The sequence below is a fragment of the Salinicoccus roseus genome, from assembly GCF_003814515.1.
GTDB lineage: Bacteria > Bacillota > Bacilli > Staphylococcales > Salinicoccaceae > Salinicoccus > Salinicoccus roseus.
Window position 1 is genome coordinate 100,320 of the sequence record NZ_RKQJ01000001.1, and the last position, 18,862, is coordinate 119,181.

Annotated in this window: 16 protein-coding genes; 12 read left to right on the forward strand and 4 right to left on the reverse strand. The window is 50.5% G+C overall.

Going from position 1 to position 18,862, the window contains the following annotated elements; genetic code table 11:
* Window positions 1–56: 56 nt before the first annotated feature.
* The 10 genes from EDC33_RS00655 to ccpA all read left to right on the forward strand — a co-directional run bounded on the left by EDC33_RS00655 (window position 57) and on the right by ccpA (window position 9,938).
* Window positions 57–1,139, forward strand: a complete 1,083-nt coding sequence (locus tag EDC33_RS00655; protein WP_124009869.1) for a M42 family metallopeptidase — start codon at window positions 57–59, stop codon at window positions 1,137–1,139.
* A complete protein-coding gene (locus EDC33_RS00660; RefSeq protein WP_124009870.1) occupies window positions 1,139–2,134 on the forward strand; it encodes a PTS sugar transporter subunit IIC in 996 nt (331 codons plus the stop codon). The genes EDC33_RS00655 and EDC33_RS00660 overlap by 1 nt, the downstream gene beginning before the upstream one ends.
* Before the next feature lie 16 nt (window positions 2,135–2,150).
* Window positions 2,151–2,963, forward strand: coding sequence for a DUF1444 family protein (locus EDC33_RS00665; protein ID WP_124009871.1), 813 nt, complete (start codon window positions 2,151–2,153; stop codon window positions 2,961–2,963).
* Entirely contained in the window at window positions 2,960–3,550 is a 591-nt protein-coding gene (gene ytpR, locus EDC33_RS00670; RefSeq protein WP_094905375.1) for a YtpR family tRNA-binding protein, read from the forward strand. Before EDC33_RS00665 ends, ytpR begins: the two co-directional genes overlap by 4 nt.
* Before the next feature lie 11 nt (window positions 3,551–3,561).
* Complete coding sequence (locus tag EDC33_RS00675) at window positions 3,562–5,328, forward strand: DNA translocase FtsK (RefSeq protein ID WP_124009872.1); 1,767 nt, start codon at window positions 3,562–3,564, stop codon at window positions 5,326–5,328.
* 28 nt (window positions 5,329–5,356) lie between these two features.
* On the forward strand, window positions 5,357–6,655 hold the full coding sequence (gene murC, locus EDC33_RS00680; protein WP_124009873.1) for a UDP-N-acetylmuramate--L-alanine ligase: 1,299 nt from the start codon (window positions 5,357–5,359) through the stop codon (window positions 6,653–6,655).
* Window positions 6,656–6,732: 77 nt separating this feature from the next.
* Window positions 6,733–7,296: a DUF948 domain-containing protein gene (locus EDC33_RS00685; protein ID WP_094905378.1), complete on the forward strand. Its 564-nt coding sequence runs from the start codon at window positions 6,733–6,735 to the stop codon at window positions 7,294–7,296.
* A gap of 14 nt (window positions 7,297–7,310) precedes the next feature.
* Window positions 7,311–7,787, forward strand: coding sequence for a YtxH domain-containing protein (locus EDC33_RS00690; RefSeq protein WP_124009874.1), 477 nt, complete (start codon window positions 7,311–7,313; stop codon window positions 7,785–7,787).
* Window positions 7,788–7,856: 69 nt separating this feature from the next.
* Complete coding sequence (locus EDC33_RS00695; RefSeq protein ID WP_124009875.1) at window positions 7,857–8,876, forward strand: bifunctional 3-deoxy-7-phosphoheptulonate synthase/chorismate mutase; 1,020 nt, start codon at window positions 7,857–7,859, stop codon at window positions 8,874–8,876.
* 72 nt (window positions 8,877–8,948) lie between these two features.
* On the forward strand, window positions 8,949–9,938 hold the full coding sequence (ccpA, locus tag EDC33_RS00700; RefSeq protein WP_124009876.1) for a catabolite control protein A: 990 nt from the start codon (window positions 8,949–8,951) through the stop codon (window positions 9,936–9,938).
* Between the two features lie 53 nt (window positions 9,939–9,991).
* On the opposite strand, the gene EDC33_RS00705 is transcribed toward ccpA, so the two are convergent.
* From EDC33_RS00705 to EDC33_RS00715, 3 genes are read right to left on the reverse strand one after another with little or no spacing between them, the layout of a single operon-like run.
* Window positions 9,992–11,143, reverse strand: coding sequence for an acetoin utilization protein AcuC (locus EDC33_RS00705; RefSeq protein ID WP_124009877.1), 1,152 nt, complete (start codon window positions 11,141–11,143; stop codon window positions 9,992–9,994).
* Window positions 11,140–11,781, reverse strand: coding sequence for a CBS and ACT domain-containing protein (locus EDC33_RS00710; RefSeq protein ID WP_040106649.1), 642 nt, complete (start codon window positions 11,779–11,781; stop codon window positions 11,140–11,142). Before EDC33_RS00710 ends, EDC33_RS00705 begins: the two co-directional genes overlap by 4 nt.
* A 10-nt stretch (window positions 11,782–11,791) precedes the next feature.
* Window positions 11,792–12,424 carry a GNAT family N-acetyltransferase gene (locus tag EDC33_RS00715; protein ID WP_124009878.1) on the reverse strand — a complete coding sequence of 211 codons (633 nt, stop codon included), beginning with the start codon at window positions 12,422–12,424 and terminating at the stop codon, window positions 11,792–11,794.
* Between the two features lie 104 nt (window positions 12,425–12,528).
* Here EDC33_RS00715 and acsA point away from each other — a divergent pair, with 104 nt between their 5' ends.
* The gene (acsA, locus tag EDC33_RS00720; protein WP_124009879.1) at window positions 12,529–14,241 is read left to right on the forward strand and encodes an acetate--CoA ligase; all 1,713 of its coding nucleotides are present in this window, start codon (window positions 12,529–12,531) and stop codon (window positions 14,239–14,241) included.
* A 98-nt stretch (window positions 14,242–14,339) separates the two neighbouring features.
* Complete coding sequence (locus tag EDC33_RS00725) at window positions 14,340–16,007, forward strand: formate--tetrahydrofolate ligase (RefSeq protein ID WP_124009880.1); 1,668 nt, start codon at window positions 14,340–14,342, stop codon at window positions 16,005–16,007.
* 60 nt (window positions 16,008–16,067) lie between these two features.
* Here EDC33_RS00725 and EDC33_RS00730 read toward each other — a convergent pair whose 3' ends face one another.
* Window positions 16,068–18,614, reverse strand: coding sequence for a transglycosylase domain-containing protein (locus EDC33_RS00730; protein ID WP_124009881.1), 2,547 nt, complete (start codon window positions 18,612–18,614; stop codon window positions 16,068–16,070).
* Window positions 18,615–18,862: the final 248 nt, after the last annotated feature.

The following is an 18,862-nucleotide window of genomic DNA, read 5'->3' on the forward strand; positions in this document are numbered from 1 at the left end:
TCGCAATCAGTTTAACATATTTTATCAGTAGAAGGATTACAAAAAGGAGGATTTGAATGAAAATTGAAAAAAACACATTGGAAAGAATGAAGACTCTAACGGAACTCCATGGCGCACCCGGTTTTGAGGACCAGGTCCGCGACTATATGAGGAAAGAGATGGAACCCTTTGCGGATGAAATACTGCAGGATGGCCTCGGGGGCATCTTTGCGCTCAAGAAATCCAAAGTTGAAGGCGCTCCAAAAGTCATGATTGCCGGCCATATGGATGAAGTGGGCTTCATGGTCACGCAATTGACCGAAAATGGCATGATCAAATTCACCCCTCTCGGCGGCTGGTCGAATGATGTCCTGCTGAGCCACAAATTCAAGGTCAGGACGGCAGAAGACAGGCAGATTACCGGAATCATCGGAAGCGTACCCGTCCATTTCAGAAAAGGCGAGGGCAAGAACAAGTCGGTGGAATTGGATGATATGCTCCTCGATGTCGGGGCCGACAGCAGGGAAGACCTCGAGGCCATGGGAATCCGCCCGGGTGATTCCATCGTACCGGATGTCGAATTCGAAGTGCTGGAGCAGGAGAACAAGCTGCTCGCAAAAGCATGGGACAACCGCTATGGCTGTCTGATCGCCATAGAGACGCTGGAGGCCCTCGCTGATGTGGACCTGGGATGCGACCTCTATGTCGGGGCCAATGTCCAGGAGGAAGTGGGGCTCAGGGGGGCAAAAGTGAGTTCCAACCTGATAAAGCCGGATGTCGCATTTGCAGTCGACTGCTCCCCGGCAAATGATATGCTGGGCAAGAAGGATGACATCGGCAGGATCGGTGGAGGGACGCTCGTCCGCATCATGGACCGGACGATGATCCTGTCCAAGCCGATGCGTGACTATATGCTTGAGACGGCGGAGCAGCATGACGTCAAATACCAGTACTACCAGTCCCCGGGCGGCACGGATGCAGGCAGCATCCATGTTTCCAATGAAGGGGTGGTCAGTGCTGTTGTGGGCATCGTGGCCCGCTATATCCATACGAGCCACTCGATCATCAACTCCGAGGACTACATGCATGCGAAGAAGATGCTGATGGAACTCGTTAAAGGCATCGATGCCGACAGGGTCGAGCAGTTGAGGGGCCGTTGATGAGGCGCCTACTTAGAAGATGGTTCATTGATGGCATGAGCTTCATGGCACTCGGTCTGTTTTCTTCCCTCATCATCGGCCTCATCATTGATACGGTCGGGACTTATGTTCCCTACCTTGAAAGCCTGAAGGAGGTCGGAGCGGTGGCGATGGGCATGACGGGGGCGGCAATCGGTGCCGCCATCGCATATGGCCTGAAAGCCTCGCCGCTCGTCATATTTTCTGTAGTTGTCGTAAGCTACGCCGCCTACGATATGGGCGGAGCAGCCGGCAGCTACATCGCAAGCATCATCGCAATTGAAGTCGCACGCCTGTATGCGGGAAGGACCAAGATCGACATCATCGTCACCCCTTTCCTGACGATCGTGCTGGGCTATATCGTCGCCCGGTTCATCGGACCTGTCATCGGCGATTTCATGACGAGCATGGGCGAAGTGATCATCTTTGCGACAGAGCAGAGACCTTTCATAATGGGGATGCTCGTGGCAGTCATTTTCGGCATCACATTGACGGCGCCGCTCTCAAGCGCAGCACTTGCACTGATGCTCGACCTGAGTGGACTTGCCGCAGGCGCGGCAGTCATCGGCTGCTGCTGCCATATGGTAGGATTGGCTGTAACGGGGTATAGGGATAATGGATTTTCCGGATTGATATCCATCGGCATCGGCACTTCCATGCTGCAGGTCCCGAACGTACTTCTGAATCCATTCATCATCCTGCCGCCTGTTTTGGCAAGTGCCGTCATCGCTCCCATCATGACGGTCTTCTTCCCGATGGAAAACAATGCCGCCGGCGCGGGAATGGGCACAAGTGGCCTGGTCGGACAGATCATGACCATCGAAACGATGGGGCCTTCGCTCGAAGTATGGCTGCTCATCCTCGTGTTCCAAATCGTTTTACCTGCCCTGATAACTCTGTTATTCTATACTTTGCTGAAACGCGCAGGCCTGATCAAAGATGGCGATCAGAAACTAAGAATTGGTGCGAAAGAATAGAACTGGAGGCAATCTGATGAATATTTTCCAGCTAAAAAATAGAATCATAGAGAAGCTCAATGAAAAGCGCAATGATTTCCAGACTTCCTTTGACCGGGAAGAGGAGATGCTCAGGGTGGAACGCAATGATAACGGCAAAGGTCTCGACATCGCCCTGTCGAAAGCCGTGGATAAGGTCAAAAAAGACGAGAATTTCATAGAGGAAGTCGTCTACTATATAGATGAGACGCTTGAACGCATGAAGGAGGAGGAGATCTCCCTGGATGCATCGGCCGTCTATCCCGTCATCCGCTCTTCAAGCTTCCACAGGAAGAACAAGAAGGGGGACGCATTCGTCACGGATGACCATACGAATGAGACGCGCATATATTATGCAGTGGACTTCAAGAACAGCTACAGGCTGATTGATGAGCCACTCCTCAAGACGCTGGGGCTCGACAAGGAGGCATTGCGGAAGCTGGCGGATGAAAACATGAAGCGCCTTCCCGTCTCCTATAAGAAGGAGTCTATCCAGGAGAACGATTTCTATTTCATCAACCATAATGACGGCTATGATGCGACGCGGATCCTGAATACGCAGCTTCTTGATGAAATGCATGACGACTTCGATGGGGAAATGATGGTCGGACTGCCGCACCAGGATGTATTGATCATCGCCAATGTGAGGAACAGCGTAGGCTATGACATCATGGCACAGATGATGATGCAGTACTTCGCTGAAGGGCTGACACCGATCACTTCCCTCTCGTTTTCATACCGGGAAAAGAAACTGGAACCAGTGTTCATACTGGGCAAACAAAAGAATCATAAAAGAGGTAGAGATGAATGAAACTGACTTATAATTACCAGCACGTTGGAGATGTACTGCTCGTCACTTTGAAGAAAGCTGAAAACCCTGAATATGAATTCCATGAAGGTCTGACAGTGATCAGGGACGGTGACGAAATCATCGGCCTGAACATTTTTGAGGCCTCAAAGCACATCGAACTGCCGGATGCAGTGAATATCGAGGCGGATGAAAAGATTCTCGGAAGCATAAATGCACTGCTCGCGAGCAGGGGCGTCGCGAAAATTGATCCGGACCTGTCCCCGAAGTTCGTCGTCGGAAAAGTGACGGAGAAATCAAAGCATCCGGATGCCGACAAACTGAATGTCTGTAAGGTCGATGTCGGTGAAGAAGAGCTGCAGATCGTATGTGGGGCTCCGAATGTGGATTCGGGCCAGCATGTCGTTGTGGCAAAGGTCGGTGCGATCATGCCTGATGGCCTCTATATCAAGCCTTCTACGCTGAGAGGTGTGGACTCTGAGGGTATGATCTGTTCAAGGAAGGAACTGAACCTTGAAGATGACGGTGTAAAAGGCATTTATGTACTGGATGACAGTTATGAAGTAGCGCAACCATTTGAAGTGAAGTAAGGGTGAGGCGGATGGATAGATCAAGAAGGAGAAGACAATTCAATCGTAATCTTGAAGAGGGGCGTACCGGCAGGGAACGCTTCAGGTTTCCATTGGATATGGATGAAAAGGATGGCAGGGAAGCGCCTGCCAAGCCTGCCGAAAGGTCAGGGAAGACCCCTGAAGACAGCGACCTGATAAGAAGAGAGCAGCAGAAGTCACTGCTCGGGGAGAGCCGCTATTCCAGGAAGAGGCCGAGGAGGAACACGATCAGCAAGGCGCGGGCTGTGCCTTCCGCAATCCACGGTTCGAAAGGGAACCCGGATTCTGCAAGCCGGGATGAGACGGAATCCTCCTCCGGAGATCAGAAATCCGGATATTCATCACCAATTGTAGAGGAACTGAAAAGGGAGAGGGCCCAGCGGGAAAGAAAACAGCGGGAGCGTATGGAGAAAAGGGCAGAGGAGGCGGAAGCCGAACGATCTATCGGGGTCGTTACCGGCCAATCCGGCAAGGCGAAGTTGGAGCAGGAAATTGAGGCTGAAACCGATGCTGAAATCGATACCCAGGAGTCCGTCACCGATGCCCAGGAATCCGGCACCGGCAAGAAATCGACTTCCCCCTTCAATGTCATGATGACCCCCTACGATAAGAACAAGTACAGGGCGAAAACCAAGGCCCAGGCAAAACGCAGCGGGCCAAAAAACACTTTGCCGCCCCTACATATACTGGGGGACGGCCAGGACGGCAGCTATGACAGCGTGGATGAAGCGCTCGCTGATGAAGTGGCTGCAGCCTTCGACGCCATCGGTGTGCCCGTCAGGGTAGTTGCATACAGGACCAATGGCATCGTCGGCCGCTTTGAGCTCTCCATGAAGAGGAACTTCAGGCTGAATGTGGTAGGAAAGCTGAAAGAGCACCTGCTTTCTGTGATGCCGTTCGAAGACTTCAAACTGATTGTGCCCATTGCCGGGACGAGCAACATCGGTGTGGAGTTCATCCTGCCCGAGCCATACCCGATACCTTTCAGTACACTCTTCTCCTCCAGCAGCCTCAAGCTCAGAAAGAACGACTTCAAGTTTGTGGTGGGAAAAACAGTGGATGACCAGATCTTCAGCTTCCCGCTGAAGAAGGCCGGTCAAATACTGGTCTACGGTGGAGCGGAGGAATATTCATCTGCAGTGGTCGACAATATCCTCTTCTCCCTCATGATGAACCATAATCCAAGGGAGCTCCAGATCATGATTGCTTCCGACAAAGCCCATTACAGGGAATATGAAGGGCTGCCGCATATGTTCAGTACATCCAGGTCCATCACCGACAAGCATGTACTGAAGGATATCCTCGAAGAGCTGAACAACAGGCACAACCAATTCAGAAGGGCGCATGTACGCAATCTGGACAGCTTCAACCAACGGGTCGGCAATGACTCCAAAAAGAGTGTCATTGTTGTCGTCATCGACGACCTCGCAGACCTGTTCGAACATAATAATCCAGAAGCGATACGGGCCATCGTCCAGATCCTGAAGAAGGGAAAACCCCTCGGCGTACACCTCATCATGAACCATTCAAGGGACGACGTGGGCCTCCGTTTCGAACTGCTCCAGATGATGCAGACGCGCATCTCGTTCAAAGACGGCAAGTCCAAGGTCGTCGATGGGGCCAAGGAGCTTACTGAAGGCAACGACATGATGATCCAGATTCCAACATCCAATAAACCGCTCCGGGTGAACGCCGGGGTGCTGACTCAAAAAATCAAGGAAGATGTTCTTTCCCATCTGAAAGGGATATTCCGATGAATCCATTTTATGAAAGTATGGTGAGCCCATGGAAAAATATCATTTTATAGGAATAAAGGGCGCAGGCATGAGTGCGCTGGCCCAGGTGCTTCACGACCTTGGTAATGAAGTCCAGGGGTCCGACATAGAAAAGGAAGTGTTCACTGAGCACCAGCTCCGCGACAAGGGGATAAGCATCCTGCCCTTTGATGAGGCGAACATCGTTGAAGGTTATACCTATATTGCCGGCAATGCTTTTGGTGACGACCATCTCGAAATCAGTGCAGCAAGGGAAAAAGGCTATCCGGTCATACGCTATCATGAGTTCCTCTCACAATTCATGTCCCAGTTCACTTCCATAGCGGTCACGGGTGCGCATGGGAAGACCTCCACCACGGGTCTGCTCAGCCACGTGATGAATGGGGACGTGGACACGACATTCCTCATCGGGGACGGCACAGGATTCGGTCTTGAGGACAGCAAGTACTTCACTTTCGAGTCATGTGAATACAAGCGGCATTTCCTGAGCTACCATCCCGATTATGCCATCATCACCAATATAGATTTTGACCATCCGGACTATTTCAGGGACCTGCAGGATGTCATCGATGCATTCACTGAAATGGCCGGCCAGGTCAAAAAGGCGGTGATCGCCTATGGCGGGGACAGCCATACAAGAAAAATGTCCTATAATGTGCCGGTCTATTTCTATGGCATCGGCGAGGGATATGACATCAGTGCCTCCAACATTGAAGTCCTGTCGAAGGGGACACGCTTTGACGTCAGTGTGGAAGGGGAGCATCTGGACACGTTCACCATACCGATGTACGGCGACCATCATGTGCTGAACTCCCTTGCGGTGATAGCAGTGGGCTATCTGGAAGACCTTGATATGGGAAACATCAAGAAGGCATTCATGACCTTCGGCGGAGTGAAGCGCCGGTTCAGCGAAACTTTCAGGAACGGCATGGTCATCGTTGATGATTATGCACATCATCCGAAAGAGATACAGGCAACCCTGGAGACCGCACGGAAGAAATACAATGGTAGGGAAATCGTCACCGTTTTCCAGCCCCATACATTCTCCAGGACCGAAAAGTTCCTGAACGAGTTTGCAGAAGCCCTCTCCGGGTCGGATAAGGCGTACATCGTGGACATCTTCGGTTCGGCGAGGGAGGACGCAGGCGCCCTGACCAGCCGGGATCTGGTGGATCTGATACCGGACGCTGAACTGCTTGCAGAAGGAGATATCGAAAAGCTCAATTCACATGAAGAAGCCGTCATCATATTCATGGGGGCCGGAGACATCCAGAAATACGAGAAAAGATTTACCGAGCTATTATCCTGATAAAATGTTTATACCATAACCATTTGGGTTAATTTAAAGAGTGAATAACAAATAAAGATATAGATGGAGGCGTTAAAATGGATTGGCAAATAATTTTGTATATTGCCGCAGGTGTCGCTGCTATTGCCTTCCTGATTCTTTGTATCGCTTTGGCGGTCGTACTGTTCTCAGTCAAAAAGAATCTGGATCATGTAGCGAAGACACTTGATGGAGTAGAAGGACAAATTCAAGGTATCACAAGAGAGTCGACAGACCTCCTGCATAAGACGAACCGTCTTGCAGAGGATGTGCAGGGTAAATCTGCAAAACTCAATTCCGTTGTGGATGCTGTACAAGGTATCGGACATTCCATGAATAACTTGAACTCTTCTGTAGATAGGGTGACGAATTCAATCACTCACAACATATCACAGAATGAAGATAAGATTTCCCAAGTTGTACAATGGTCCAATGTTGCAATGGAAGTTGCCGACAAATGGCAGATGAGACAGAAGCGCAACAGTGCTTTCAACACCAAGTATTCCACAACAGCTGAAAATGATCCGGATAATCTGCCGGTAGCTGTAAACCAGTCGGTGACGACGAACGATAATCTTGATGAAGATCGTGTGAACGCCGGACTCGACAACGACAGCAAATAAGGGGAGGTTCTTACATGGAAACCTATAACCGTGACAGGCACCTTCATGGTGTCGAAGAATACGAGGAACAGGTCAATCAGACGACCGGAAGGGATTTCTCCATCGGTCTCGCCATTGGCCTGCTTATCGGAACGGTCGGCGGCCTGCTGCTTGCACCGAAATCCGGGGATGCGCTGAGGGATGATATTACAGAGCAGACCCAGAAGCTGTCCAAGAGCAAAGATGGCGGCAGCAGAGAAGGTGCAAACTTCAAGGAGAAGGTCCAGGAAAAGACCGATCAGCTGCGTGATAAGATGGAAGACAAGAAAGGCGACATTTCAGCCAAGAAGGGTGAAATGGATGAGAAGAAGAGGGTTAAATCCCTCGATGAATCTGCAGTCAAGGCTCAGAAGGATGCGATCCAGGAAGAAGTCAAGGAACCGCAGACCGATGACCCGAGAACTGTAGATATGTCGAAATACGCCGAAAAGCTTGACGACGACAAGAAATAGTAATAAAATGATATCATTATTTTTCAACCACATGCTCCGGCATGTGGTTGATTTTGTGAGGTGGACGCTATGACCGGAAATGATGGTTTGGACAGGGAAAAACTGATGGAGATCGATACGGCCCTACTGGAGCTCCTGGATTCGAGGGCTGCAGTAACCGGTCCTGTCGAGAAGAGGGTGGACAACGCAGAATACTACAGTAGGCTGCTTGATGAGTACGAAGGCGCATACGATACTGCTTTCATACAGGCGCTGCTGGAGGGTCTGACGGATGCATCGTCCAAGCAGGCTGATGCGGAAGAACCGCCGCCCCTGCTCGTGTCGAGAGCACATCAGAGTGCGGATACAATCGTCAGGATAGGAGAAGCCGAAATAGGCGGGGACGAACCTGCACATATATTCGGCCCCTGTTCAGTGGAATCCTACAATCAGGTTGCGGAAGTGGCGTCAGACCTTAAACGGAAGGGCTTGAAGATGATCAGGGGCGGGGCATTCAAACCCCGCACTTCGCCATACGACTTCCAGGGGCTGGGGAAGGAAGGCCTCGAAATACTGCTGGAAATAAAAAAGGCGCATGACCTTGCAGTAGTAAGTGAAATCGTTGCTCCGGAACACGTCAACCTGGCAGAGGCCCATCTGGATGCATTCCAGATCGGCGCCAGAAATATGCAGAATTTTGAACTGCTCAAGGCAGTCGGACGCTCCAGCAAGCCGGTGATACTGAAGCGGGGCATGAGTGCCACGATAGAAGAGTTCCTCTATGCCGCCGAGTATATACTGGCTGAAGGCAATGGCAATGTAGTCTTTTGTGAGCGGGGTATACGGACATATGAGAAGAGTACAAGAAATACGCTGGACATCTCGGCTGTGCCGCTGCTCAAGCAGGCGAGCCACTTGCCTGTCCTGGTGGATGTCACACATTCCACAGGCAGGAAGGAAATCATGGCCGACTGCGCCAAGGCAGCGCTTGCAGCAGGTGCTGACGGCATAATGGCCGAAGTCCATCCGGATCCGCCCACAGCTCTGAGTGACAAGGCCCAGCAGATGACCCTTGAGGAATTCGATAAATTTCATTTAAGTATCATTTAAGAATGACGAAACTTTGGTATTCATGTTATTATAGTACAAAAAGCGCTTTCAAAAAGCGTGCGGGGGTGCAATATGACGGTTACCATATATGATGTTGCCAGAGAGGCAAAAGTATCCATGGCAACAGTTTCCAGAGTGCTTAACGGGAATCCCAACGTGAAGCCGGAAACAAGAAAAAAAGTTAAAGATGTTATAGAAAGGCTGGACTATCGTCCAAATGCTGTGGCCCGCGGCCTGGCGAGCAAGAAGACGACTACTGTCGGCGTCATCATTCCCGACATTTCAAACTTGTATTATTCCTCCCTGGCCCGCGGCCTGGATGATATTGCAGAGATGTACAACTATCAGACCATCATTACGAACACAGACAATGACCCTGAAAAGGAAAGAGATGCCTTCCTTGGCCTCGTCAGCAAGCAGGTCGACGGTATCGTCTTCCTGGGTGGGGCATTGAATGAAGAGACGCTCAATGATATCAAGAGCTCACATCTTCCTGTAGTCATATGCGGCACCAGCGAAAAGGATGAAAACTTGCCGTCGGTGAACATCGACTACTTCGAAGCCATCAAGGAAGCTGCGTCCAAATTCCTTGAGGAAGGAGCTGAAAAAATCGCCTTCGTCAAAGCTTCATATTCGGAACAGCTGGAACGACACATCGAAGAAGGCATAAAAGCAGCCTATAAGGATCAAGGCAGGGAGTTCGATGAACAGTATCTCCTCTCTGCACCGGCAGACTACCAGGCCGGTAAATCCCTGTTCTCCCAAATTCGTGGGCTGAAGGCGGATGTCGTCGTTACAATGAGCGATGAAACAGCAATCGGAGTCCTGCACGGCGCGATGGACAACAATGTCCAGGTGCCCGAGGAACTGCAGATCATGAGCTGCAGCAATACAAGGTTTGTGAATATGGTGCGGCCACCGCTTTCCAGTGTAGCACTGCCGCTGTATGACATTGGTGCTGTCGGCATGCGTCTGCTGACCAAATACATGAATGAAGAGACTGTGGAAGAGGCGAATGTCATCCTTCCATACAAAATCGAATATCGTGCGACAACGAAATAGAAAAAGACGGACTCTGCAGAGTCCGTCTTTTTCTGTTTGCCATATTCTGGTGATCACTGCTCCTCCAGATGGAGCATGGCCCGAGTAAGCATGCTGCGGTTTTTTTCACTGATTTCCTCACGTCGGGGGATATCGTTGTAGTCCGTCAGCACATCCTCCCAATTTCGAGGAAAGTCCACGGGGCTTTTTGGACCATACTGATCCATGAAAGCTTCCGGCAGAGGACCCCGGGGAGCAGGTATGCCCTTCATGCTGAGCCATATCTGTGACCACATGCGGGGGACGACCTGCCATATGTTATAGCCGCCTCCGCCGACGGCAATCCATTTGCCATCCGTATATTTGTCCGCCATCTCATTGACGAAACGGGGGATCTCCTCGAACGTCCTGGAAGTCAGTGCGAGGTGCGTCATCGGATCCCTGAAATGTGCATCGACGCCATTCTGGCTGAATATCACATCCGGCTGGAATTTCCTGATTGCCGCCTCGAATGTCTCCTTGAATATCTCCAGGAAGGATTCATCTTCAGTAAAGGCATCGACGGGGAGGTTGACGGCGAATCCAAATCCTTCTTCGGTGCCCCTTTCAGTCAGGCTGCCTGTGCCGGGGAACAGATAGCGTCCTGTTTCGTGGATGGAGTAGGTCATGACTTCGTTCGTATCATAGAAGATCCATTGCACACCGTCGCCATGATGGGCATCCGTATCTATATAGAGTACGCGTTTGCCATACTTCTTCCGGATGTGCTCTATGGCGACGGCTGAATCATTGTAGATGCAGAAACCGCTTGCGCGTCCACTGAAGCCATGATGCAGGCCTCCGGCAAGGCTCAGTGCCTTATCCGTCCGTCCGTCCATTACAGCCTCCACAGCGCTCAATGTGGCGCCTACAAGCATGCGGCTCTTCTCATGCATCCCTTCGAAACTCGGGGTGTCCTCCGTATTGAGGCCGTAGCTCTCCATCTTTTCTTCAGACAGCTTTCCCTCACCCGCAAGCTTTACCGCTTCAATGAAGTCACTTTTGTGGACGAGTTCGAGCTCCTCGTCAGTCGCTTCGCGCGGTTTGATGATGTCAGAAGCGCTGAGATGACCCGACGCCATCAGTAGATCGGTCGTCATCTTCAGCCGCATCTGATTGAAGGGGTGTTTGGAATGGAACCGGTATTTGAGCAATGAATCATCATATACATAAAGTGGACTGGTCATTGGCCCATCTGCGAAGGTTCGAGTACGGTGAACCCTCTATCTTTGAGTGTATCGATGGCTTTTCTCGGATTCATCGCCTGTACCCGCAGTACGATCGTCTTGAACCCCTTCTTCTCCTTGTTCCTATAGACGGAGATGCTGACTATCTTAATGTTGAGCTCCTTGAAGACCCTGCCGATATCATAGATGACGCCGGTGCGGTCCTCCACCTCAACTTCTATCATCGAACCGGGCTCGGTAATTCCCGTCAGTTCCAGATAGGTGTTGAGCATATCCTTCTGGGTGATGATGCCTACAATCTTGCCGTTCCTGAGCACGGGTATCGCGCCGATTGCATAGTGATAGAAATCAAGAGCAATTTCTTCGACGAAATCCAGAGGGTGGCAATAGGTCACCCGCTTGCGCATGATCCTGGATATGGGCACCTTCAGTGTGAAATCGGGATCGTCATCCGAGAGTACAGAAGGCAGTGTCAGTTTTATGTCCCTGTCGGAGACGATGCCGACCAGGTTCTCCTCATCATCAACAAGCGGGATGTGGCGGAAAGAGTAGGTACTCATCATATTCAATGCATCTTCAATCGTGTGTTCGGGTGTCAGTGTCCTGACCGGACTGGTCATGATTCTTTCAACTAGCATTTCTCTCCTCCTAGAAAAAAAAGCGGTTTTTAAATCTCAGCTTATCAAAAGCTATCATCTGTTCCTCTTTGATGTTCCTGCCTATGCGTGCCATGAGTGTATTGGCGGGGTGGCCGGTGATTTCCGGGTCGTTCGTCTGAAAGACCTCGAATCCGACGCTTGCCATCAGCCTGATCATCAGATCTTTATATTCATACACATCGAGACCGCTGTTCTTAAGATCCCAATGCCAGTAGTATTCTGTTGTGATAATGATGTAATTTTCCATGAACGCATCCTGCATGGAAAGGCTCAGCAGGCGTTTGCCGAGACCGAAACTGCGGTAGTCCAGACTGATCTCAATGGCACCGAGCTCCATGATATAGGGGAGATTGCCATCAGACCAGCGTTCCATGGGATCCGGGTGGAGGTAGGTCACATAGCCGATAATGTGATTCCCCTCCCTGATAATCAGGATCCGACCTTCTTCCAGTTCGGCGATTTCCTTTATCGCTTCGAACTGCTCAATGGGTGGGCGGAAAGCATCAAGACCATCATCAAATGTGAAGGCGGAAAGCTCTTTGGCGGTCAGGGGTCCTTCAAGTATAAATGAGTGATTTTCCGTCTCGTACTCTTCTTTATAATAAGTCTTTGTGTGATGCAAAAAGAAGCCCTCCTGGATTTTATTTTAATTATTTTGAAAAATGGTTCTATTCTATTATATAATAAGAAGTGTAAAAGAGAAAACACAAAAGGGGAGTTATTATTATGAAGGTAGAACTTTACGAAGCAACGGATCAGAATCCTAACTTGAAGGATTATGACGAGGCGGTGAAAAACCACGATTGGACAGAAGTGGAGAAGCAATTCTCCTGGTATGAGACCGGGAAATACAACATGGCCTATGAGTGCATAGACAGGCATGTTGAGGATGGTCGTGGTGATAAAGTCGCACTTCACTATAAGAACGGAGATAAGAAACTCTCCTATACATTTGAGGACTTGAAGAAAGCATCCAATAAAGCCGCCAACGTGCTCAAGGATGAAGCAGGAGTCGTCAAAGGGGACCGCGTATTCATTTTCATGGCAAGAAGCCCTGAACTCTATTTTTCACTGCTCGGTGCACTGAAGATTGGTGCAATCGTCGGTCCGCTGTTTGAAGCATTCATGGAGAAGGCGGTAAGGGATCGTCTGGAGAACAGTGATGCCAAAGTCATCATTACGACGCCTGAGCTGCTGCCGAGGATTCCGGTGGATGATCTGCCAAATCTTGAAAAAGTCGTCGTCGTCGGAGATGGTTCCGATGAAAGGTATATCGATTTCGACGCGAGCTATGAGAAGGCAAGTGATGAATTCGATATAGAGTGGCTGGAAAAGGAAGACGGCCTGATCCTGCACTATACGAGTGGATCGACAGGTCAGCCGAAAGGGGTTCTGCATGTCCAGCATGCCATGGTCCAGCACTATATCTCAGGGAAATATGTGCTCGACCTCAAAGAGGACGATGTCTACTGGTGTACAGCGGACCCAGGCTGGGTGACGGGTACATCATATGGTATATTCGCACCATGGCTGAACGGGGCAACGAATGTTGTAGTGGGTGGCCGCTTCTCCCCTGAATCATGGTATGGAGCCATTCAGGATCTGAACATCACAATCTGGTACAGTGCGCCGACGGCATTCCGTATGCTCATGGGGGCGGGGGACGAAATCGTAAACGACTATGATCTGTCTTCACTCCGCCATGTACTGTCCGTCGGTGAGCCACTCAATCCGGAAGTGGTCAAATGGGGAATGAAGGTGTTCAACCTGAGAATACATGATACTTGGTGGATGACCGAGACAGGGGCACATATGATCGTCAACATGCCTGCAATGGATATCAAGGGTGGTTCCATGGGCAAACCGCTGCCTGGCGTCGAAGCGGCAATCATAGATGATGAAGGTAACGAACTGCCGCCAAACCGCATGGGCAACCTGGCCATGAAACGTGGATGGCCTGCGATGATGCGCAAGATCTGGAAGAATGATGCCAAGTACGATTCCTACTTCATCGGCGACTGGTATGTATCCGGTGACTCCGCTTATAAGGATGAAGATGGCTACTACTGGTTCCAGGGCCGTGTGGATGATGTCATCATGACCGCCGGTGAACGTGTGGGACCATTCGAAATAGAATCCAAGCTCGTGGAGCATCCAGCTGTTCAGGAAGCAGGGGTGATCGGCAAGCCGGATCCAGTACGGGGTGAAATCGTCAAGGCATTCATCGCGCTCAGGGAAGGCAACGAGCCGACGGATGAACTGAAAGAAGAGATCCGCAAGTATGTCAAGGAAGGTCTTGCAGCACATGCTGCCCCAAGAGAGATCGAATTCAAGGATAAACTGCCTAAGACAAGAAGTGGTAAGATCATGCGCCGCGTGCTGAAAGCATGGGAACTTGACTTGCCGACAGGCGACCTGTCATCCATGGATGACGATTAAAAAACTTGATTGCCCCTAATAAATGTTAGGGGCAATTTTCTGTTTATTATGGCATAATGGAAGGGTAGGAATCCTAATAATAAAAAGGAGATGACAAGGTGGCACATTTGACAGACCAGGAAATTGCTGCGAAAGCAGACATCAAACCTATTGAGGATATTGCACAAAAGGCGGGCATTCCGCATGATGCTTTGGAGATGTATGGAAAATATAAGGCAAAAGTCGACATACATAAGATTGAAGGCAACGAAAAGCAGTCCAAAGTCGTACTCGTATCTGCAATGAATCCGACACCGGCAGGTGAAGGCAAGTCCACTTGTACAGTCGGATTGGCTGATGCGTTCAACCAGCTCGAAAAGAATGTAATGGTGGCGCTCCGCGAACCATCCCTCGGCCCGGTTATGGGCATCAAGGGCGGCGCGACAGGCGGCGGCCGTGCACAGGTACTTCCTATGGAGGAGATCAACCTCCACTTCAACGGAGACCTGCATGCGATCACTACAGCAAACAACGCACTTTCAGCATTCATCGACAACCATATCCATCACGGCAACAAGCTGAACATCGACCCAAGACGTGTAACTTGGAAACGTGTACTGGACATGAATGACCGGGCGCTCCGCCAGGTTGTAGTAGGACTCGGTGGACCGACGCGCGGTGTTCCAAGGGAAGACGGATTCGATATTACAGTAGCGAGTGAGATCATGGCAGTGCTGTGTCTTGCGGGCGACATAATCGATCTCAAGAAAAAGCTTGCTGACATCGTCATCGGTTACACTTATGACAGGGAACCGGTTACAGTCGGACAGCTTGAAGTGGAAGGTGCGCTTGCACTTCTCCTCAAGGAAGCAATCAAGCCGAACCTTGTCCAGACGATGGAAGGCACTCCAGCGCTCATCCATGGTGGGCCATTCGCGAACATTGCACACGGATGTAACTCACTCATCGCAACGAACACTGCAAGGAAACTTGCTGACATCGTCGTTACAGAATGTGGCTTCGGCTCCGACCTCGGTGGAGAGAAGTTCATGAACATCAAGGCGAGAAAAGGTGAATTCGCGCCTGATGCGATTGTACTTGTAGCAACAATCCGTGCACTCAAGATGAATGGCGGCGTAGCCAAGAAGGATCTTGGTGAAGCAAACGTGGATGCACTGAAAGAAGGCATCGCAAACCTTGAGAAGCATATCGAAAATGCACGCAAATTCGGCATCGAACCGGTTGTTGCACTCAACGACTTCGTAACCGATACTGATGAGGAAAGGGATTTCGTCCTCAACTGGTGCAAAGATCAGAACGTAAGAGTTTCCCTGACTAAAGTATGGGAAAAAGGCGGCGAAGGTGGTAAAGACCTCGCCGAGAAAGTACTTGAAGTACTCGACGAGCCACAGAATTTCAAGCACCTTTATGAGAATGAACTTCCGATCGACCAGAAGATCGAAAAAATCGTCACTGAAGTCTATGGTGGTGACGGTGTCATCTTCACCGACAAGGCCAAGAAGCAGCTTGCTGAAATCGATCGCCACGGCTGGGGAGGCTTCCCGGTATGTATGGCGAAATCACAGTACTCCCTGAGCGATGATCCTACTCTGCTGGGCCGTCCAACAGGCTTCAAAGTTACTGTAAGGGAAGTTGTCGCCAAAGCAGGCGCAGGTTTCGTAGTTGCCCTGACAGGTGATATCATGACAATGCCTGGACTGCCTAAAGTCCCTTCTGCAGTACACATGGATGTGGATGCAGATGGCAACTCCAAAGGCCTCTTCTAAGGCCAAAAGAATATAGAGACAAAAAGATCGCCCCTATCAATTGATAGGGGCGATCTTTGGTTACTGCTCTTCTTCAGCTTCTTCTTCATCATCATCGGAACTGGAGCTGTCTCCAACACGATAGCGGTCATCATAGGAATTGGTCACCGTACCGCGGAGGTCTGAAGTGCTGAGTTCGGAATCGAAGTCCTCACCCATCCGCTGCATGATTTCGGAGTCGCTCAGGCCATCCTTATCGTTAAGGCGTGTGTCTTCTGCAATGAGGCCTTCACGTACTTTGTCTACATCCTTTTCGCAATCATCTTCCATCTCCATGGTAAGTGCGCAGAATTCGACTTCCCTGACGGAGGATGGTCTGCTGAACCGTTCATTGGCACCCATCTGCTCCGGTGCGGCCTCGCTTAGGGCCTGGGCAATGTCACGCCAGTTATAGATGTGCAGATGCTGCTCGCTGTCCTGGTTGGCCACTTGTGGAATATTGCGGTCATAGCCCATCCACACTCCGAGTGTGACTTTTGGATTGTAGCCCATGAACCATGAGTCCACAAACCCATTCGATGTCCCTGTCTTGGCTGCCCAGTCATAAGTGCTGTTTACACTGTTGTAGTAGTCCTGGATGTAGTAGGCGGATCCTGTCTGGAAGGTCTCCTTCAGAATGTCCGTCATCAAGTATGCTGTAGAGTCCTTGAAGACCTGCGTCGCCTCGCTTTCATGTTCATAGATGACTTCACCTGTCGGGCTGGTGATCGATTCTATCATGTAGCTGTCGACCAGCTCTCCGTTATTGGCAAAAGTGGAGAATGCATTGGTGTTGTCCTCGACGGACATATCATTCGAGCCGAGTGGTAGGGAAGGGACAAGTGTGTTCTCATCGGCATAGTTGTTGCTTGAAAGCGGCATTCCCATCTTCTCGAAATACTCCTGTGGGTTATGCTGTCTGACGTCTGCCCACAATCTCAGCGTGCTCAAGTTGTATGAGTTGCTGAGTGCGTGCTTGGCGGAGACGAGCCCGAATTCTTCATCGACATCGTAGTTGCGGGGGCTGTAGTCATCACCGAAAGGATTGGGTATGGTGAATATTTCATCCAGCAGCACAGTGTCGGGAGTAATGAGTCCCTTATCAATAGCGGGCCCATAGGTGATCAGCGGCTTCATGGTCGAACCGGCCTGGCGGCTGGTCTGGGTGGCATGGTTGATCGAGGACCGTTCATGATCGCGCCCCCCGATGAACCCGAGGATCTTGCCGGTCTGGTTATCCTTCAGCATTGCGCCGAGTTCGTGCTCGAACACTTCATCGCTTGATTCCTGCTCTTCTTCCGATGCATCCTGGGCCTCCTCGATGTTTCTTGAACCATAATAGTAGCTCGAGTTATCCTTTACATCCTGCATCGTATCGTAGATCGTCTTATCGATCGTCGTATCGATATGATATCCCTGGTTTCTCAAAGCAGTGTTGGCAAGACCTGTGTACTCCTGGTTGATCAGAGGGGTGGAATCGACATCTTCGCGTGTCAGACCATCCTCTTCAGCCAGATGGTACTTAAGTATGTCTATACTGCGCCTTTCGACTTCATCAGTCAGGAATGGATAATTCTGGTTTGGTACAGTCACACTGTCGGTGAGGTTGGCGTACAGATCATACTCGACTGCCTCATCATACTCTTCCTGGGTGATCTTGTCTTCAAGGAGCATCCTTTCGAGTACGAAGTGCTGCCTGTTCAATCCTGCCTGACGCAGGTCCTCATCCTTGACCGTGCCTCCCTGGAGGAATGGGGTGTAGGCATAAGGGTTCTGCGGGATACCTGCGATGAAGGCACTCTCCGCAAGATTCAATTCAGATGCGTCCTTGCCGAAGATTCCTTCTGCAGCAGCCTGTACACCGGCGATGTTCTGACCGTTGGCATTACGGCCGAAGGATACGGCGTTCAGGTAGGCTTCTAAGATCTCCTCCTTGGACAGGAGCTTCTCTACACGGAATGCAAGCAGCAGCTCCGTCGCCTTCCTGTCGAAGGTCGTTTCATTCGTCAGCAGCTGGTTCTTGACGAGCTGCTGCGTCAGCGTGCTTCCGCCTGTACCCGATTCCGAGCCGCCGAGCTGCTGGAGGGTGGCTCTGATGAAGGCTTTCGGCACGACGCCGTTATGTTCATAGAAATATTCATCCTCGGTGGCTATGAGTGCTTCTGTGACATATGGTGAAATGTCGTCATAGTCCACTCGCTCCCGTATGAGGTCGGCCCTTAATGTACCGAGCGATTCGCCGGAGCCGAAGGCGACGGTGGTGCTCTCGGTCATCTCCGTGAGTGCCGTCTCCACCTCATCGGCAGGCTGGATCTCTTCATCATTTACGAGGGCTGCGAAATAGCCCACACCGATGCTGAATGCCAGTATGCCCACCAGAGTGGCTGCAAGCACGGTAAAGAGGATGATGTTCCAGATTGTGTCATAGGCAGTAAAAAAGGAGACCCTGAGCGGGGAACCGGCTTTTTTGAAACGCGCGATGACACTATTGAATTTCTCTTTGAAGGTCGAACCTTCAATGAAATCCTTTTTTGTATCTTTGCGTGAAAATAGGTTTTTAATATAGTTTACAAAGTCATTATTCTTCATTGCTACCTCCTATCCTCGGTCATTATAACACAGAAAAAACAATAAGAGTTAGTGATAAAAGACGGTCATGGTGGACGCCGCCACTCAAATATGAATGGTCGCAGGAGAGGGGAGTTTTGCCCTATGGACGGATCAGCCCTTGACTTTTTTCCGGTAAAAATATATCATTCCTATAAATTGATATTATTCGAATGGCAGACAAGTAATTGGTTTGGCGGAATAAAGAGAGCTGATGGGTGGTGGAAATC

Excerpts from the sequence above, each read along its gene's own strand:
- EDC33_RS00655 (WP_124009869.1), top strand. The coding sequence starts at position 57 with ATGAAAATTGAAAAAAACACATTGGAAAGAATGAAGACTCTAACGGAA.
- EDC33_RS00660 (WP_124009870.1), top strand. The coding sequence starts at position 1,139 with ATGAGGCGCCTACTTAGAAGATGGTTCATTGATGGCATGAGCTTCATG.
- EDC33_RS00665 (WP_124009871.1), top strand. The coding sequence starts at position 2,151 with ATGAATATTTTCCAGCTAAAAAATAGAATCATAGAGAAGCTCAATGAA.
- ytpR (WP_094905375.1), top strand. The coding sequence starts at position 2,960 with ATGAAACTGACTTATAATTACCAGCACGTTGGAGATGTACTGCTCGTC.
- EDC33_RS00675 (WP_124009872.1), top strand. The coding sequence starts at position 3,562 with ATGGATAGATCAAGAAGGAGAAGACAATTCAATCGTAATCTTGAAGAG.
- murC (WP_124009873.1), top strand. The coding sequence starts at position 5,357 with ATGGAAAAATATCATTTTATAGGAATAAAGGGCGCAGGCATGAGTGCG.
- EDC33_RS00685 (WP_094905378.1), top strand. The coding sequence starts at position 6,733 with ATGGATTGGCAAATAATTTTGTATATTGCCGCAGGTGTCGCTGCTATT.
- EDC33_RS00690 (WP_124009874.1), top strand. The coding sequence starts at position 7,311 with ATGGAAACCTATAACCGTGACAGGCACCTTCATGGTGTCGAAGAATAC.
- EDC33_RS00695 (WP_124009875.1), top strand. The coding sequence starts at position 7,857 with ATGACCGGAAATGATGGTTTGGACAGGGAAAAACTGATGGAGATCGAT.
- ccpA (WP_124009876.1), top strand. The coding sequence starts at position 8,949 with ATGACGGTTACCATATATGATGTTGCCAGAGAGGCAAAAGTATCCATG.
- EDC33_RS00705 (WP_124009877.1), bottom strand. The coding sequence starts at position 11,143 with ATGACCAGTCCACTTTATGTATATGATGATTCATTGCTCAAATACCGG.
- EDC33_RS00710 (WP_040106649.1), bottom strand. The coding sequence starts at position 11,781 with ATGCTAGTTGAAAGAATCATGACCAGTCCGGTCAGGACACTGACACCC.
- acsA (WP_124009879.1), top strand. The coding sequence starts at position 12,529 with ATGAAGGTAGAACTTTACGAAGCAACGGATCAGAATCCTAACTTGAAG.
- EDC33_RS00730 (WP_124009881.1), bottom strand. The coding sequence starts at position 18,614 with ATGAAGAATAATGACTTTGTAAACTATATTAAAAACCTATTTTCACGC.